The 17,315-nt window shown below is 69.0% G+C and carries 15 protein-coding genes; 10 read left to right on the top strand and 5 right to left on the bottom strand.

The window, feature by feature from the left end:
* The first annotated feature begins 6 nt into the window (after nucleotides 1-6).
* Nucleotides 7-1,233 (top strand): cell division protein FtsZ, encoded by a 1,227-nt coding sequence (ftsZ, locus tag E1B00_RS07095; protein WP_139447028.1) that lies wholly within the window; start codon nucleotides 7-9, stop codon nucleotides 1,231-1,233.
* Between the two features lie 383 nt (nucleotides 1,234-1,616).
* Nucleotides 1,617-2,528: a UDP-3-O-acyl-N-acetylglucosamine deacetylase gene (lpxC, locus tag E1B00_RS07090; protein ID WP_139447026.1), complete on the top strand. Its 912-nt coding sequence runs from the start codon at nucleotides 1,617-1,619 to the stop codon at nucleotides 2,526-2,528.
* 67 nt (nucleotides 2,529-2,595) lie between these two features.
* On the opposite strand, the gene E1B00_RS07085 is transcribed toward lpxC, so the two are convergent.
* Complete coding sequence (locus tag E1B00_RS07085; protein ID WP_220396236.1) at nucleotides 2,596-3,099, bottom strand: DciA family protein; 504 nt, start codon at nucleotides 3,097-3,099, stop codon at nucleotides 2,596-2,598.
* Between E1B00_RS07085 and E1B00_RS07080 the strand changes: the two genes are divergently transcribed.
* The 3 genes from E1B00_RS07080 (at nucleotide 3,086) to E1B00_RS07070 (ending at nucleotide 7,846) form a co-directional block, all read left to right on the top strand.
* The gene (locus E1B00_RS07080; protein WP_246048506.1) at nucleotides 3,086-3,997 is read left to right on the top strand and encodes a M23 family metallopeptidase; all 912 of its coding nucleotides are present in this window, start codon (nucleotides 3,086-3,088) and stop codon (nucleotides 3,995-3,997) included. The two genes, E1B00_RS07085 and E1B00_RS07080, sit on opposite strands and share 14 nt — an antisense overlap.
* Nucleotides 3,998-4,126: 129 nt before the next feature.
* Nucleotides 4,127-6,877: a preprotein translocase subunit SecA gene (gene secA, locus E1B00_RS07075; protein ID WP_139447020.1), complete on the top strand. Its 2,751-nt coding sequence runs from the start codon at nucleotides 4,127-4,129 to the stop codon at nucleotides 6,875-6,877.
* Between the two features lie 18 nt (nucleotides 6,878-6,895).
* Complete coding sequence (locus E1B00_RS07070) at nucleotides 6,896-7,846, top strand: Nudix family hydrolase (RefSeq protein ID WP_139447018.1); 951 nt, start codon at nucleotides 6,896-6,898, stop codon at nucleotides 7,844-7,846.
* Here E1B00_RS07070 and coaE read toward each other — a convergent pair.
* The 4 genes from coaE to pilB are packed head-to-tail and all read right to left on the bottom strand — an operon-like array spanning nucleotide 7,843 to nucleotide 12,323.
* Nucleotides 7,843-8,469, bottom strand: coding sequence for a dephospho-CoA kinase (coaE, locus tag E1B00_RS07065; RefSeq protein ID WP_139447016.1), 627 nt, complete (start codon nucleotides 8,467-8,469; stop codon nucleotides 7,843-7,845). The two genes, E1B00_RS07070 and coaE, sit on opposite strands and share 4 nt — an antisense overlap.
* 4 nt (nucleotides 8,470-8,473) lie before the next feature.
* A complete protein-coding gene (locus E1B00_RS07060; protein ID WP_425456454.1) occupies nucleotides 8,474-9,340 on the bottom strand; it encodes a prepilin peptidase in 867 nt (288 codons plus the stop codon).
* 7 nt (nucleotides 9,341-9,347) lie between these two features.
* On the bottom strand, nucleotides 9,348-10,595 hold the full coding sequence (locus E1B00_RS07055; RefSeq protein ID WP_139447012.1) for a type II secretion system F family protein: 1,248 nt from the start codon (nucleotides 10,593-10,595) through the stop codon (nucleotides 9,348-9,350).
* A gap of 3 nt (nucleotides 10,596-10,598) precedes the next feature.
* Nucleotides 10,599-12,323 carry a type IV-A pilus assembly ATPase PilB gene (gene pilB / locus E1B00_RS07050; RefSeq protein WP_139447010.1) on the bottom strand — a complete coding sequence of 575 codons (1,725 nt, stop codon included), beginning with the start codon at nucleotides 12,321-12,323 and terminating at the stop codon, nucleotides 10,599-10,601.
* A 135-nt stretch (nucleotides 12,324-12,458) separates the two neighbouring features.
* Between pilB and E1B00_RS07045 the strand changes: the two genes are divergently transcribed.
* The 5 genes from E1B00_RS07045 to E1B00_RS07025 are packed head-to-tail and all read left to right on the top strand — an operon-like array spanning nucleotide 12,459 to nucleotide 17,315.
* Complete coding sequence (locus E1B00_RS07045) at nucleotides 12,459-13,310, top strand: glycosyltransferase family 2 protein (protein WP_139447008.1); 852 nt, start codon at nucleotides 12,459-12,461, stop codon at nucleotides 13,308-13,310.
* A 7-nt stretch (nucleotides 13,311-13,317) separates the two neighbouring features.
* Nucleotides 13,318-14,046: a class I SAM-dependent methyltransferase gene (locus E1B00_RS07040; protein WP_139447006.1), complete on the top strand. Its 729-nt coding sequence runs from the start codon at nucleotides 13,318-13,320 to the stop codon at nucleotides 14,044-14,046.
* Nucleotides 14,047-14,050: 4 nt separating this feature from the next.
* Nucleotides 14,051-15,262, top strand: a complete 1,212-nt coding sequence (locus E1B00_RS07035) for a glycosyltransferase (RefSeq protein WP_139447004.1) — start codon at nucleotides 14,051-14,053, stop codon at nucleotides 15,260-15,262.
* Nucleotides 15,263-15,285: 23 nt separating this feature from the next.
* The gene (locus E1B00_RS07030; RefSeq protein ID WP_176693144.1) at nucleotides 15,286-16,272 is read left to right on the top strand and encodes a glycosyltransferase family 4 protein; all 987 of its coding nucleotides are present in this window, start codon (nucleotides 15,286-15,288) and stop codon (nucleotides 16,270-16,272) included.
* Entirely contained in the window at nucleotides 16,269-17,315 is a 1,047-nt protein-coding gene (locus tag E1B00_RS07025; protein WP_139447000.1) for a glycosyltransferase family 2 protein, read from the top strand. The genes E1B00_RS07030 and E1B00_RS07025 overlap by 4 nt, the downstream gene beginning before the upstream one ends.

Below are 17,315 nucleotides of genomic sequence, written 5' to 3'. Positions count from 1 at the left end.
GAGGACATGGCACATTTCGAACTGATCGAGAAGCTGGCACCCAACGCGGTCATCAAGGTGATCGGCGTCGGCGGCGGCGGCGGCAATGCCGTCGCGCACATGGTCAACGCCGGCGTCGAAGGCGTTGAGTTCATCACCGCCAACACCGACGCGCAGGCCATCAAGCAGTGCGGCGCCAAGCTGCAGCTGCAGCTTGGCGGCAACGTCACCAAGGGCCTGGGCGCCGGCGCCAACCCCGAGGTCGGCCGCCAGGCCGCGCTCGAGGACCGCGAGCGCATCGTCGAGGCGCTGGACGGCGCCGACATGGTGTTCATCACCGCCGGCATGGGCGGCGGCACGGGTACCGGCGCGGCGCCGGTCGTGGCGCAGCTGGCCAAGGAGATGGGCATCCTGACCGTCGCGGTCATCACCAAGCCCTTCCCGTTCGAGGGCCGCCGCCGCATGCAGGTGGCGCTCAAGGGCATCGAGGAGCTGAGCCACCACTGCGACTCGTTGATCACCATCCCGAACGAGAAGCTGATCACCGTGCTCGGCCGCCAGGCCACCATGGTGCAGGCCTTCCGCGCCGCCAACGACGTGCTGCTGGGCGCCGTGAAGGGCATCGCCGACCTGATCGTCAGCCCGGGCCTGATCAACGTCGACTTCGCCGACGTCCGCACCGTCATGTCCGAAATGGGCCTGGCGATGATGGGCACCGGCGTCGCCCGCGGCGACGACCGCGCCCAGGCCGCCGCCGAGGCCGCCATCAGCAACCCGCTGCTGGACGAGGTCAACCTCTCGGGCGCGAACGGCGTGCTGGTCAACATCACGGCCGGCCCGGACTTCACCATGGCCGAGTTCGACGAGATCGGCCGCACCATCGAGGACTTCGCCTCCGAGGACGCCACCGTCGTCATCGGCACCTCGCTGGACCCGGACATGCAGGACGAAGTGCGCGTCACCGTGGTGGCCACCGGCCTCAACCGCGGCGCCGTGCGCCAGACCGTGCGGGTGCCGGAGAAGGAAGTGCACCGCGCCCCGGTCAAGCTGGTCCGCAACGCCAGCACCGGCCAGGTGGACTACGACGCCATGGCCAACGTGAACGCGGCCCCGGTCCAGGGCCACGGCCACCTGGGCCTGCGGTCGGGCCGCAGCCATGAACCGGCGTCGGCCTCGGCCACCGCCCTGAACGACATCGCCACCGACCACAGCTATCTGGACATCCCGGCCTTCCTCCGCCGCCAGGCGGACTGAGGCCGACTGACCGGTCCGTCCACGGCGCGGGCCGCCCGCGCCGCCGGACCGCTTGAGCCCAGGGTCCGCCCCGGGCTGCCCGACCAGGCAGCCCAGGCCAGCGGTCCCGCCGGACGACCCAGGACGGTCGGCCGGGCGTCACCACCCCGCCGGAGGCGGGGTGGCGCAGTCCCCAGGGGGTCAGGAAATCCTTGGCCCGCCGCCAGCCGGCGGGCCTTTTTCCCGTCCCGGGGGCAGTCCAGGCATCAAGGACGATGGGCCAGTTTCTGGGCCCTTCGTTGCAGGGATGAGACGGAATTGATGTTGTTATGTTTTCGTTCAGAGCTTCGTGTGCTATGGTTCCCAGCGGTTTGCGCGCTCCTGCCCCGGAGAACGCCACAAAAATGATTAGACAAAGAACCCTCAAGAACGTCATCCGCGCCACCGGCGTCGGCCTGCACAGCGGCGAGAAGGTCTATATGACCTTGCGCCCGGCTGCGCCCGATACCGGCATCGTGTTCCGGCGCGTGGACTTCGACCAGCCCGTGGAAATCCACGCCAAGGCCGAGAAGGTCGGCGACACCAGCCTTTGCACCGCCCTGGTGGAAGGCAACACGCGCGTGATGACCATCGAGCACCTGCTGTCGGCCATGGCCGGGCTGGGCATCGACAACGCTTATGTGGACCTGTCCACGGCCGAAGTGCCGATCATGGACGGTTCGGCCGGCCCCTTCGTGTTCCTGCTGCAGTCGGCGGGCATCGAGGAGCAGAACAAGGCCAAGCGCTTCATCCGCATCAAGAAGCCGATCAAGGTCGAAGACGGCGACAAGTGGGCCCGCTTCGAACCCTTCGAGGGCTTCAAGGTCGGTTTCACCATCGACTTCGCCCACCCCATCTTCAACAAGTCGACGTCCAGCACCGAGATCGACTTCTCCACGACCTCGTTCGTGAAGGAAGTCAGCCGGGCCCGGACTTTCGGCTTCATGAAGGACATCGAGTTCCTGCGCGAGCGCAACCTGGCGCTGGGCGGCTCGATGGACAACGCCATCGTCCTGGACGACTACCGCGTGCTCAACGAAGACGGCCTGCGGTACGAGGACGAGTTCGTGAAGCACAAGATCCTGGACGCCATCGGCGACCTGTACCTGCTCGGCCACAGCCTGATCGGCGCCTTCTATGGCTACAAGTCCGGTCACGCCCTGAACAACCAGCTGCTGCGGGCCCTGCTGGCCGATACCTCGGCCTGGGAAGAGGTCACCTTCGAGGATCCGGCCCTGGCGCCGATCTCGTACGCCCACCCGGCACAAGCGGTCTGAGAACCCCATCACGGTTCTTCACGCTTTTTTAACTCCTGATTAACGACATGTGACGAGCCACGGGGCATCATGCCCCGTCGGTCGAGGACCGGGTGTGGGCAGCCAGCCGGAGAAGCTGGGCCCTGAGCTCGGGATCGGAGACCGTCTGGGCGGTGGCCCGCAGTGAATCGCGGACTGCCTCGGAAAGTGGTTTCGCGTTGCCGTTCCCCGAGGGGATGGCGGGAGCGGGAGGCGACACTTTCACCACCAGCGTCCTGGCCTTGAGCCCGGCCGCGGCGGCGGCGTCCAGCAGGACGTCCGCGTGCAGCCGCAGCTTGGCCTTCCAGACCGGGGCGCTGACGAGGAACACCAAGTTCTTGTCATCCACGTTGGCCAACTTGCATTGGTCGGCCAAGGTGGCGGGGAGACTCTGGCGCAGCAACGGGTCGAGCGCGTCCAACCACTGGGCACGCTCAACCAGGCTGGCAAGTCCGGTACCGGCAAGCGCCTCGAGCGCCTGGCGGGGGAGGGCGGCTGGTGCGGCACCGCGGACGTGGGTTTTGGACGGGTCAGACATGATGAATGTCATCATCGCAGCAAATTTCCTTCGATCGCCAAAAAAGCTGGCGTTCGACCAACCGAAAGTAGCGGGCATCGCCCTTGGCGCCATCGCGCTGGTGCTGGCCACCGCCTTCGGTCTCGGTTACCTGGCGCGGGGCGCCAACGGGGCCGCCCTCGAAGAAATCGCCCGGATGCAGGCCCAGCTCGACCAGCAGGCGCTGGAGCTGACCCAGGCACGCGACGAAGCGCAGCGTGAAGTCAATGCCATCGCCGCCCGTGTCGGCGAGCTCCAGGCCCAGGCCAATCGCCTCAACGCCCTGGGCGACCGCCTGACCCGCGTCGGCAAGCTCAAGGACGGCGAGTTCAATTTCGGCGAGCTGCCCGGCCAGGGTGGTTCCGAGTCCGCCGAGGACGTTCCCTCCGGCGACCTGCTCTCCAGTCTCGACGCCCTGCAGGCCCAGTTCGACGATTCCGGCCGCCAGCTGTCGGTGATCGAAGCCCTGCTGTTCGACCAGAAGCTCGAAAGCAAGCGCACCCCGGCCGGCATGCCCGCCCCGGGCTACATCTCCTCCAGCTACGGTGGCCGCAACGATCCTTTCGGCCGCGGCCGCGCCCACCACCTGGGCATCGACATCGACGCCAACACCGGCGACCCGGTCACCGCCGCCGCCGAGGGCGTGATCAGCTTCTCCGGCGTGCGCAACGGCTACGGCAACGTGGTCGAGATCGACCACGGCAACGGCTACAAGACCCTGTACGCGCACAATTCGGCCAACCTGGTCCGCGTCGGCGACATCGTCCGCGCCGGCCAGCAGATCGCCAGGGTCGGCTCCACCGGCCGCTCGACCGGCTCGCACCTGCACTTCGAGGTCAAGCTGGACGGCCGCCAGGTCAACCCGCGCCAGTACCTGGAAAAGGTCCGCGGCTGAGCCTTTCCGGCCGGGCTTGATAGTCCGGCCCCCGTCCCCAAGTTAGACTAGACGGCCGCGACGCCCCCTGGGCTGCCGCGGCCTTTTCATTCGCGCCCGGCGCGCCCCGTTCTCCTACCGGCTTTTCCAATGCTCAACAGCTTGCTCACCCGCATCTTCGGCAGCCGCAACGAGCGCCTGCTGCGCCAGTTCCAGAAGAACGTCGCCCGCATCAATGCGTTGGAGCCTGAGCTGGTACAGCTCGATGACGGCGCGCTGCGCGCCAAGACCGACGAATTCCGCCGCCGCATCGCCGAGGGCGCCACGCTCGACTCCCTGCTGCCCGAAGCCTTCGCCGTCTGCCGCGAGGCCTCGCGCCGCGCGCTCGGCCTGCGCCACTACGACGTGCAGCTGATCGGCGGCATGGTGCTGCACTCCGGCCGCATCGCCGAGATGCGCACCGGCGAGGGCAAGACCCTGGTCGCCACCTTGCCGGTCTACCTCAACGCGCTCGCCGGCAAGGGCGTGCACGTGGTCACCGTGAACGACTACCTGGCCAAGCGCGACTCGGCCTGGATGGGCAAGCTCTACAACTTCCTGGGCCTGAGCGTCGGCGTGGTCTACCCGGGCATGCCGCATTCGGACAAGAAGGGCGCCTACGGCTCCGACATCACCTACGGCACCAACAACGAATACGGCTTCGATTACCTGCGCGACAACATGGCGCTGTCCAAGGACGACCGGTTCCAGCGCGGCCTGTTCTTCGCCATCGTCGACGAGGTCGACTCGATCCTGATCGACGAGGCGCGCACGCCGCTGATCATCTCCGGCCCCGCCGACGAATCGCCCGAGCTCTACCTCAAGGTCAACCGCATCGTCCCGAAGCTGACCAAGCAGGAAAAGGAAGACGGCGAAGGCGACTATTGGGTCGACGAGAAGGGCAAGCAGGCGCACCTGTCCGAGCAGGGCATGGAGCACGCCGAGGAGCTGCTGCGCGCCGCCGGCATCCTGGCCGCCGACGACAGCCTGTATTCGGGCAACAACCTGGCGGTGGTGCACCACCTCAATGCCGCGCTGCGCGCGCATGCGCTGTTCCAGCGCGACGTCGACTACATCGTGCGCGACGGCGAAGTGGTGATCGTCGACGAATTCACCGGCCGCACCCTGCCGGGCCGCCGCTGGTCCGACGGCCTGCACCAGGCGGTCGAGGCCAAGGAAGGCGTGCCGATCCAGCGCGAGAACCAGACCCTGGCCTCGATCACCTTCCAGAACTACTTCCGCATGTACGGCAAGCTGGCCGGCATGACCGGCACGGCCGACACCGAAGCCTACGAATTCCAGACCATCTATGGCCTGGAGGTGGCGGTGATCCCGACCCACCGGCCGATGGTGCGCAAGGACCATCCGGACCTGGTCTACCTGGCGCGCCCGGCCAAGTACAACGCCGTCATCGAGGACATCAAGGACTGCTACGGCCGCGGCCAGCCGGTCCTGGTCGGCACGACGTCCATCGAGACCTCGGAACTGCTGTCGGCCCAGCTCAAGCAGGCCGGCATCCCGCACGAGGTGCTCAACGCCAAGCAGCACGAGCGCGAGGCGCAGATCGTCGCCAATGCCGGCATGCCCAAGGCCGTCACCATCGCCACCAACATGGCCGGCCGCGGTACCGACATCGTGCTGGGCGGTTCGCTCGAGGCCGAGCTGCACAAGCTGCCGCCCGACGCTGCGCCGTCCGAGAAGACCCGCCTGAAGAACGAATGGCAGAAGCGCCACGACGAAGTGCTGGCCCTGGGCGGGCTGCACATCATCGGCACCGAGCGCCACGAGAGCCGCCGCATCGACAACCAGCTGCGCGGCCGCGCCGGCCGCCAGGGCGACCCGGGCTCGTCCCGCTTCTACCTGTCGCTGGAAGACAACCTGATGCGCATCTTCGCCGCCGACTGGGTGCAGAAGGCGATGCGCGGCATGGGCATGAAGGAGGACGACGTCATCGAGTCGGGCCTCGTCACCAAGCAGATCCAGAACGCCCAGCGCAAGGTCGAGGCGCACAACTTCGACATCCGCAAGAACCTGCTGGACTTCGACGACGTCGCCAACGACCAGCGCAAGGTGATCTACCAGCAGCGCAACGAACTGCTCGAGTCCGATTCGGTCGAGGACGCCGTGCAGGCGATCCGCGAGGACGTGGTCACCGAGACCGTGCGCCGCTACGTGCCGGCCGATTCCATCGACGAACAGTGGGACCTGCCGGGCCTGGAGCGCGCGCTGGCCGACGAGTTCGGCGCGGCGGTGGACCTGCAGACCCCGGCCAAGGCCGAGGAGGCGATCGACGCCGACGGCATCCTGGCCCTGGGCCAGCAGGCGGTCGAGCGGGTGTTCGCCGACAAGCAGGCCCAGCTGGGCCCGGAAATGATGCGCCACCTGGAAAAGCACCTGATGCTCAATGTGCTCGACCAGAACTGGAAGGAGCACCTGGCGCGCATGGACTACCTGCGCCAGGGCATCCACCTGCGCGGCTACGCCCAGAAGCAGCCCAAGCAGGAGTACAAGCGCGAGAGCTTCGAGCTGTTCGGCGAGATGCTGGCCAAGGTGAAGTCGGAAGTGGTGTCGCTGCTGGCGCGCGTGCGCATCCGCAGCGAGGAGGAGGTCGCCGCGATGGAGGCCGCCGAACGCCAGAAGCTGCAGGCCAAGTCGCGCGACATGCAGTTCCAGCATCCCGAAACCGGCGGCTACGGCGCCGACGAGGAGGCCGAACAGGCTCAGGCGCTGGCCGCCGCCGAGGGACAGGGCGCATTCACCGCGACGCCGGTGACCCGCGAGGGCCCCAAGGTCGGCCGCAACGATCCCTGCCCCTGCGGCAGCGGCAAGAAGTACAAGCAGTGCCACGGGCGTCTGGACTGAGCGGGGCCCGCTGAAGGGATGCCGGCCGACCGACCTCCGCCCGTCCACGTCGTCGCGGCCGTGCTGCGCGACGCGCGCGGCCGCATCCTGTTGGCCCGGCGCACCGCGGGGCGCGATCTCGCCGGCGCCTGGGAGTTTCCCGGCGGCAAGGTCGAACCCGGTGAGACGGCGCTGCAGGCCCTCGATCGGGAGCTGCACGAAGAGCTCGGCATCCGGGTGCTGGCCGCCGAACCCCTGATCTCGGTGCCGCAGGCCTATCCGGCCAAGCGCATCGTGCTGGACGTCTACACCGTCACCGCCTTCGAGGGCACGCCGCGCGGCCGCGAGCGCCAGGCCCTGGCCTGGTCGCCGCTCGAGAAGCTCTCCAGCTACCCGATGCCGCCGGCGGACCGGCCGGTGGTCGCCGCGCTGACGACGCCGGGACGCTACCTCATCAGTGCCGACGCCCCGGAGCGCGCGCCCTTCCTGGCCCGGCTCGACCGCGCGCTGGCGGCCGGCGTGCGGCGGGTCCAGCTGCGCGCCCGCGGCCTGTCAGCCCCGGCGCTGGCCGAACTGGCCCGTGACGCCGGCCAGCGATGCCGCACCCGTGGCGCCGACCTGCTGGTGAACGGCGAGCCGGGTCTCGCGGCCGACCTGGGGCTGGGCCTGCACCTGCGATCTTCTCAGCTGATGTCGCTCGACCGCCGTCCGCTGCCGGTCGGGCAGACGGTCGCGGCCTCCTGCCACAACGCCGAGGAGCTGGCGCAGGCCGAACGGCTGGAGCTGGACTTCGTCGTGCTGGGCCCGGTGCGCGCCACAGAAAGCCACCCCGAGGCCACGCCCCTGGGCTGGGAAGGTTTTTCGGCCCTGCGGGAAGGCGTATCGCTGCCGATCTACGCGCTGGGCGGCATGAAGACCGCCGACCTGGCCAAGGCGCGCCGGCACGGCGGGCAGGGCGTCGCCGGCATCCGCGGCCTCTGGCCGCGTTAGGCCGGAACCGGAGCTGCCGCGGCGAAGCCGCGGTAGCGTCCGTCGAGCCGCGCCACGGCCGCTTCCAGCGCCGACAGTGGGCCGTCATTGACGATCACATCGTCGGCCAGGGCCAGGCGCTGGGGCCGCGTGGCCTGGGCGGCGATCATGCGTTCCGCCAGCGCGGCGTCCACGCCGTCCCGCCGCATCAGCCGCTGCCGCTGCACCCTCTCGGGCACGTCCACCACCAGTATCCGGTCCAGCCACGGATAGGCGGCGCGACCGCCGCCCTCGGCCAGCAGGGGGATGGCGACGACGACATAGGGGCCGGCCGCGTCGCGGCAGGCCGCCTGCAGCCATTCGCGGATCCGGGGATGCAGGATGGCCTCGAGCGCCTTGCGCGCGGAGGGATCGCCGAAAACGCGGGCGCGCATCGCGGGCCGGTCCAGCTGGCCATCGGCGTCCAGGGCGCCGGCGCCGAAGCTGGCGACGATTTCAGCGAGCGCGGGTTCGCCCGGTGCCACCACGCTGCGGGCGGCGATGTCGGCGTCCGCCACCGCGATGCCGCGACTGGCAAAGGCGGCCGTGGCAGCGGACTTGCCGGATGCCACCCCGCCGGTGACCGCGACGATGACGCGGGCCATCGGCTCAGTTCAGGCCGGAGAAATCACGGTAGGCCTGCACCAGCTGCGGCCCCCACATGAGCTGGACCCAGCCGGCGGCCGCCAGGTAGGGGCCGAAAGGGATCGGCGTCGCCCGGTCCTGGCCGCGCAGGCCGATCCACAGCGAGCCGACGATGGCGCCGATGAAGGACGACATCAGCACGATCGGCAGGATGCCCGACAGGCCGCACCAGGCCCCGAGCGCGGCCAGCAGCTTGAAATCGCCGTGGCCCATGCCCTCCTTGCCCGTCAGCTTCTTGAACACCCAGTAGACGCTCCACAGGCTCAGGTAGCCGGCCAGGGCGCCGTAGATCGCCTGGGTGGGCGACACGAACAGGGTGATGGTCGACAGCCCCAGACCGATCCAGAGCAGCGGATACGTGAGCTGGTCGGGCAGCAGGGTGGTGCGCAGGTCGATGCCGGCCAGGGCCACCAGCAGGGCCGTGAACACGATGGCCGCCAGCGCTTCGGGACCGGCGCCGAAGCGCCAGACGCAGACGGCGAACAGCAGCCCGGTCACCAGTTCCACCACCGGGTACTGCCATGAAATCGGCGTGCCGCAGCCGCGGCAGCGGCCGCGAAGCATCAGGAAACTCAGGACCGGGATGTTCTCCCAGGGCGCCAGGCGGTGTCCGCACTTGGGGCAGGCCGATCGTTCGACGACGATGTCGGGCGGCGCCGGCTCGTAGTGTTCGGGCAGCTCCAGCAGCTCGCGGCTGTCCCGCCGCCATTCCCATTCCAGGCGGGGCGGCAGGCGCAGGATGACGACGTTGAGGAAGCTGCCGATGAGCAGGCCGAACACGAACGCGACGGTCGCCGCCATAGGCGGCGACCCGAGCAAGGCGTCGAACATTTCCCGATCAGCCGACCGTGGCGGCCAGCTTGAAGATGGGCAGGTACATGCCGATCACCATGCCGCCGACGAGGATGCCGATGACGACCATGATGAAAGGCTCGATCAGGCTGGCCAGCGCGTCCACGGAGTTGTTCACTTCCTGCTCGTAGAACTCGGCGACCTTGAGCAGCATCGTATCGAGGGCGCCGGCCTCTTCGCCGATCGCGGTCATCTGCACCACCATGTGCGGGAACAGGTTGACCTGCTTCATCGCGACGTTGAGCTGGTAGCCCACCGAGACGTCGTCCCGGATGCGGTTGACCGCCTCGTTGTAAACGATGCTGCCGGTGGCGCCGCCCACGGTTTCCAGCGCTTCCACCAGCGGCACGCCGGCCTTGAACGTCAGTGCAAGGGTCCGCGCGAAGCGGGCGATCGCCGACTGGTGCAGGATCTGGCCGATCACCGGCAGCTTCAGCATCAGCTTGTCGACGTTGCGTTCCAGGGCCTGCGAACGCTTGTAGGCGAACATGAAGCCCGCGACCGAACCGGCCACGACCAGCAGGACCAGCCACCACCAGGCCGTGAGGAAGCGGGACGCGTCGACGATCATCTGGGTGAAGGCCGGCAGGTCGGCGCCGAAGCCCTTGAACACCGTCTCGAACTGCGGCACCACGTAGATGAGCAGGATGGCGCTGACCAGGATCGCCACCGCGATCACCGCGGCCGGGTAGAACAGCGCCTTCTTGATCTTGCCCTTGAGCGCCTCGGTGCGTTCCTTGTAGGTCGCGACGGTGTCGAGCACGGTATCGAGCACACCGGCGCCTTCGCCGGCCCGGGTCAGGTTGCGGTACAGCGCGTCGAACTGCACCGGGTGCCGGGCCATCGCCTCGCTGAGCGAGCTGCCGCCGGCGATGTTGTCGCGGATGTCGACCAGCATGTCGCGCATGCGCGGGTTCTTCTGGCCGGACGCCAGGATCTCGAAGCTCTGCACCATCGGCACGCCGGACTGGAGCATGGTGGCGATCTGGCGGCTGAAGACCGAGATGTCCGCGGCGCTGATGGACTTGCCGGCGGCGCCGAACAGCGGCTTGGACTTGGTCCGGACCACCGTCGGGTTGATGCCCTGCTTGCGCAGCTCCGCCCGCAGCAGGTTGGCGTTCTTGGAGGAGGTTTCGCCCTTCATCTTGACGCCGCGCTTGTCGGTGCCCTCCCAGGTGAAGACCTCTAGGGCATTGCTGCGGGTTGCGGGGGTCTTGGCAGCAGTCGTCGCCATGGCTTAGTCCTTGGTCACGCGGTTGATTTCGGCCAGGCTGGTCACACCCTGCCGGGCCTTGAAGAGGGCGGATTGGCGCAGGTCGCGGACGCCGGCCTGCTGGGCCGCTTCGGCGATCTGCAGGGCATTGCCGCCCTCCAGGATGATCTTCTGGATGTTCTCGGCCATCGGCATCACCTGGTAGATGCCGACGCGACCCTTGTAGCCGTCGTTGCAGTCCTCGCAGCCGACAGGTTCGTAGATGGTGATGCCCGCCTTGACCTCCTCGGGCGTGTAGCCCTCCGCGAGCAGGGCGTTCTCCGGCAGCACGACCGGCTTCTTGCAGTCGTGCAGGCGCCGGGCCAGGCGCTGGGCGATGATGATCGTGACCGACGAGGTGATGTTGTAGGGCGCGATGCCCATGTTCATAAGGCGCGACACGGTCTGCGGCGCGTCGTTGGTGTGCAGGGTGGACAGCACCAGGTGGCCTGTCTGGGCCGCCTTGACCGCGATCTCGGCGGTTTCCAGGTCGCGGATTTCGCCGACCATGATCACGTCCGGGTCCTGGCGCAGGAAGCTGCGCAGGGCGGCGGCGAAGGTCATGCCCTTCTTGACGTTCATCTGCACCTGGTTGATGCCCGGGACGCGGATTTCGACCGGGTCCTCGGCGGTGGAGATGTTGCGCTCCTCGGTGTTGAGGATGTTCAGGCCGGTGTACAGCGAGACCGTCTTGCCCGAGCCGGTGGGGCCGGTGACCAGGATCATGCCGTAGGGCTTGGACAGGGCGTCCAGGTAGAGCTGCTTCTGGTCGTCCTCGTAGCCGAGCTTGTCGATGCCGAGCTTGGCCGCGCTGCCGTCGAGCAGTCGCAGCACGACCTTCTCGCCGAACAGCGTGGGGCAGGTGGACACGCGGAAGTCCATCTGCTTGGTCTTGGAGATGTTGAGCTTGATGCGGCCGTCCTGCGGCAGTCGCCGTTCGGCGATGTCCAGCTGCGCCATGACCTTCAGGCGCGCGGTGATGCGCGGGTGCAGCTTGACCGGCGCCTTGGCCACGCCGCGCAGGATGCCGTCCATGCGCAGGCGGACGCGGAACTCGGTTTCATAGGGCTCGAAGTGGATGTCCGAGGCGCCGCGCTTGATGGCGTCCAGCAGCACCTTGTTGACGAAGCGCACCACCGGGGTGTCGTCGCCGCCCTTGGTGTCGGCCAGGTTGTCGGGGCCGTCGTCGTCGCCGCCGGTGGACTCGAGGTTCTCGAGCCCCTCGTCGTCGCCCATGCCCGAATCCATGCTGTCGCTGGCGGTCAGGGCCAGTTCGATGGTCCGGCGCAGCTTCTCCTCGTCCACGAGGATGGGCTCGACCGTCAGGTTGGCCGCGAACTTGATCTCGTCCAGGGCCCGGGTGTTGGTCGGGTCGGCGATGCCGACGAACAGGCGGTTGCCGCGCTTGAACAGCGGCAGGGCCTGGTGCTTGGTGATCAGCTCCTCGCTGACCAGCTTGGTCGCCGCCTGGTTGAGGTCCAGGGCGGACGCATCGAACAGGGGCATGCCGAACTCGACGGCATTGGCGCCGGCGATCTGGGCCGCCGTGACCAGCTTCTTCTCGAGCAGGTAGAGGTGGACCGGCCGCTTCTGCTTGCTGGCCTCGTCGAGGGCCTTGCGGGCGTCGGCCTCACCCAGGGCGCCGTCCAGCACCAGGCGCCGGGCGATGCCGGTGATCCCCACCAGATTGGCGGTCGCGTTGGCGTTCACTCTGCTCCCCAGAGCCGCGCGGTTGCGGCAACTGTACCCGAAAATTGGCCGCTGGCCAGCCTCTTGCGAGGCTTTCTTACAGTCGGGTGGGGGTTGGAATACGGTAAGCTTCGGACGGACAGCATAGGGGTGGCCATGAAGGTCAGTGTGGTGTTGCCAGCGAAAAACGAGGCCGAGGGGCTTCGACGGACACTGCCGGCCCTGCAGGCCGCCCTGCCCGGGGCGGAAGTGATCGTGGTGGACGACGGGTCCACCGACGACACGAGGGCCGTTGCCGCCAGCCACGGGGTCCGGGTGCTGTCCTCACCATACTCCATGGGCAATGGGGCTGCCATCAAGCGGGGGGCCCGGGCGGCGGGCGGCGAGGTAATCGTGTTCATGGACGCCGACGGCCAGCACGACCCGGCGCTGATCCCCCAACTCCTGGCGCGCCTGGACGCCGGCTACGACATGGTCGTGGGCGCCCGGGATGGCGGCGGCCAAGCCAGCCTCGGCCGTGGTCTCGCCAACGGGCTGTACAACCGGCTCGCGACCTGGATGACGGGGCACCGGGTGCTGGACCTGACCTCGGGTTTCCGCGTGGTGCGGCGGGAACGTTTCCTCGAATTCCTCCACTTGCTGCCCAACGGCTTCAGCTACCCCACCACCAGCACGATGGCCTTCTTCCGCAGCGCCTATCCGGTGGACTACGTGCCGGTGCGGGTGGACAAGCGAATCGGGACCGCCAGCCATATCCGTCCGATCAAGGACGGGGTGCGGTTCCTGCTGATCATCTTCAAGATCGCCACGCTGTACTCGCCGCTCAAACTGTTCGCGCCGGTCGGCATGCTGTTCTTCCTGACCGGCCTGGGCTACTACAGCTATACCTTCCTGACCCAGGGGCGATTCACCAACATGAGTGCACTGCTGTTCAGTGCCGCGGTCATCATCTTCCTGGTGGGGCTGGTCTCGGAACAGATCACGTCGCTCACCTATCGGCGTGAGTAGGCCCGCGATGCGACCCGGGAGAGGGCTGCGCGATTTCCTGCAACCGCTGCTGGCCACTCCGCTGCATCCGCAGTGGCTGGCGCATCGGCTGCGGCGGCAGCGCGCGCACTGGCTTTCGGCCCGGGCCGCCGGCCGCGCCCTGGACGTGGGCTGCGCCGATCGCGCTGCCGGCGCCGGGCTGCCCGGGCTCAGCCACTATGTCGGGCTGGACTACCCGGGGACCGCGATCGCGCTGTACCGGACCCGGCCGGATGTCTTCGCCGACGCCGCCCGGCTGCCGTTCTCCGACGGCAGTTTCGACTGCGTGCTGATGCTCGACGTGCTCGAACACGTGGCCGAGCCGGAAGCCGCCCTGGCGGAAGCGGGGCGGGTGCTGAACGAGGGGGGGCAGTTGCTGCTGACCATTCCGTTCGCCTATCCGCTGCACGACCTGCCGCACGACTTCCAGCGCTTCGCGCGTCCCGGACTGCAGCGGCGCATCGAAGCCGCTGGCCTGATGCCGGCCGAGATCGAAGAGCAGGGCGGCGGCATCGAGGCGGCGGCCCTCAACCTGTGCCTGGCGCTGAGCCGCGGGTTCCTCGTCGCGGCCGGGCGGCGCCCGGTGCGCTGCCTTTTGCTGTCCCCGCTGCTGGCGCTGGTGCCGGTCGTGAACCTTGCGGGCTGGCTGTTCGCACGCCTGCTGCCGGCGCCGGACTTCCTTCCCGGGGCCTACTTCGTGCGGGCGGTCCGGCGCTGATCCCATGGCCGCAGCCACGCGTCCCCGACTGCTGGTGCTCGCTTCGACCTACCCGCGCTGGCCGGGGGACGCCGAACCCGGCTTCGTGCACGAACTTTCGCGCCGGCTGGCCGTCGAGTTCGAAACCATCGTGCTGTGCCCGCACGCGCGGGGTGCTCGGACGCACGAGGAAATGGACGGGGTCCGGGTGCGGCGTTACCGCTATGCGCCCGAGTCGCTGGAAACCTTGGTCAACGAGGGCGGCATCGTCACCAACCTGCGCCGGCAGCCCTGGAAGGCACTGCTGTTGCCGTTGTTCTTCCTGGCGCAGGCCTGGAGCACCTGGCGGCTGGTCGCACGCTTCCGGCCCGACGTGGTCCACGCACACTGGCTGGTGCCGCAGGGCTTGGTGGCCGCCTTGGTCGGACGGCTCGACCGCAGGATGGCCCCCTTCGTGGTGACCTCGCACGGCGCCGACCTGTTCGCCCTGCGAGGCCCCGCCTGGCAGCGGCTGAAGCGCTTCGTCGTCCGACGCGCCGCTGCCGTGACCGTGGTCAGTGCGGCGATGCTCGACCCGGTCCGGCGCCTGGACGCGGAAAACGCCGCGGTCGAAGTCCAGCCGATGGGCGTGGACCTGGCCGGCCGGTTCCGTCCCGATCCGGCCGTGCGCCCCGAACCCGGCCGGATGCTTTTTGTCGGCCGGCTGGTGGAGAAGAAGGGCCTGCGCCATCTGGTCGACGCGCTGCCGACCCTTCTTGCTCGCCGTGCCGATGCGCGCCTGGCGATCGCCGGTTTCGGACCCGAGGAGCCGGCCCTCCGGCGCCAAGTGCAGGCGCTGGGCGTGGCCCAGGCGGTGGACTTCCTCGGGGCCGTGTCGCAGGACCGGCTTCCGGACCTGTACCGGAGCGCATCGGTGTTCGTGGCGCCGTTCGTCGAAGCGGCCGGCGGTGACCAGGAGGGCCTCGGCCTGGTGCTGGTGGAAGCGGCGGGCTGTGGCTGCCCGGTGGTCGCCGGCGATGTGCCGGCCGTCCGTGATGTGGTCACCTCCGAGGCCGTGGGCGTGGTGGTGCCGGCGCATCGTCGCGACGAACTCGTCGCCGCCGTGCTCGCTGCGCTTGACGGCGGGCGTCGGCCAGATCGCGACGCGGGCCGCGCTCAGGCGCTCGCCCGTTTCGACTGGAGCGCGCGTGCCGATGCCTACGGCGCCGTCCTCCGGCGGGCCATGGCGCGCCGATGAAGGTCTGGCTGCCGGCGCTGCGGGTGGGAACCGGGACCGACGTGTTCACCCTGCGGCTGGCCGACGAACTGCGCGCGCGTGGGGTGGACGCCGAGATCGGCTGGTTTCCCGCCGGCATGGAGCTGGCGCCCCGGCTGATGGCCATGCGGCGCCCTCCCCGTGGCACCGACCTGATCCACGGCAACGGCTGGACCGTGGCGCCGTTCCTGGGACGCGGCATTCCCGTCGTCACCACCGTGCATCATCTGGTGCACGACCCGGCATTCTCGGCCTACCGGTCACCGGCGCAGGCGCTTTACCACCGCTGGCACCTGCTCCCCCGCGACGCCCGGGCGATCCATGAGGCCGCGGCCGTCACGGCGGTTTCCAGCTACGTCGCAGGCACCGTGCGCGAGCTGTTCGGTCGCCAGGACGTGCAGACCATCGGCAACTGGGTCGATACCGGCCGCTACTGCCCAGCACCGGATCCAGAGCCGGTGCCGGGCGGGCCGCTGCGTCTGCTCTGGGTCGGCAATCCCAGCCGCCGGAAGGGCGCCGACCTGCTGCCGGTCCTCGCCGCGAGGCTCGGCGACACGGTCCAGCTGCGCTGCGTCGGCGGCCTGCGCGGCGACCGCACCCGCCTGGCGGGATCGGCAGCGATCGAGTGGCTGGGGCGCCTGGACGAGCCGCAGCTGATCGCCGAGTACCGGGCCTGCGACGCGCTGCTGTCGCTGTCCCGATACGAGGGCTTTGGCTACACGGCGCTCGAAGCGATGGCGTGCGCGAAGCCGGTGGTCGCCTTTGCCGCCGGGGGGCTGGTGGACGTGGTCGACAACGGCGTTACCGGCCTGCTCTCGCCGGTGGACGATCTCGACGGTCTGACCGCCCACATACTGCGGCTGGCCAGTGACGTCGGACTCCGGCGCCGGCTGGGTGACGCCGCGCTGGAATCCGCACGCGCGCGCCGGGACAGCGCCGCGGCCTACGTGCAGCTCTACCGCGCCGTGCTGTCGGGGAGGGGCCGGACATGAGCGATCCCCGCCGGCCGGCGGTCACCGTCGCCATTCCGACCTACCGTCGTCCCCGCCTCCTGAGGCGGGCGATCCAGAGTGCGCTCGACCAGCAGGGCGTGGACGTGCTCATCTGCGTCTTCGACAACTGTTCGGGTGACGGCACCGCCGAGCTGGTTCAGGAGATCGCGCGCTCCCATCCGCAAGTCCGCTACCACTGCCACGAGCGCAACCTCGGTGCGGCGGCGAACTTCGATTTCGCCATGAACAGCATCGGCACGCCGTATTTTTCCCTGCTATCCGACGACGACTACCTGCTGCCCGACTTCCACCGCCGCGCGGTATCCGCCCTGGAACAGCAGCCGGACGCGCTGTTCTGGGCCGGAACCACCCTCAACGTCGACGAGGACGGAGTGATCTGGGATGCGCGGTTGGAGCGCTGGCCGCGCGAGGGGCGGTTCTCTCCGCCTGAGGGCGCACTGGCGATGACGGGGGGAATGGCGCCAGTGTGGACCGGCGTGGTATTCCGGCGCGACGTGATCCAGCGGTTCGGATTGCCCGACCACGAGACCCTCGGCCCGTCCGACCTCGAGTACCTGCTGATGCTGGCCGTCCACGGCCCCTACCTGGTCGAGAAGCATCCGTCGGCGGTTTTCACGCTCAACACCAACTCCTACAGTGCCACTCAGCCCCTGTCGGGCTTCTGGCCGGGCTGGCAGCGCATGATCGCCAAGGTGCGAACCATGCCGGCGCTGGCCCCTCCCGATCGTGAGCGGCTAGCCGAGGCGCTGGACGCCGACGCGCGCGGCGTGCTGTTCCGCCGCGGCGCCAACGCCATCGCGCGGGGTCGCCTTGATTACGCGCGCGACGCCGCGCAGGCGTTGTCCGGCCATTACGGCCAGCACTCGCGCGCCCGACTGCTGCGCCTGCTGGCCTGGTCATGCGCGCGGATTCCGGGAGCGCAGGCGCTGGTCGCCGGCGCCTATCGACGTGCCGAAGCGAGCATCCTCGCGTCACGCTCGGCGATGCGCGCGCGCTACGCGGGCCTGATCCGCCAGCCCTGA

The sequence above is a fragment of the Arenimonas terrae genome (genome assembly GCF_006265115.1).
GTDB lineage: Bacteria > Pseudomonadota > Gammaproteobacteria > Xanthomonadales > Xanthomonadaceae > Arenimonas > Arenimonas terrae.
The sequence above is the reverse complement of the archived record's forward strand: the minus strand, read 5'-3'. Positions and strand labels throughout refer to the sequence as shown.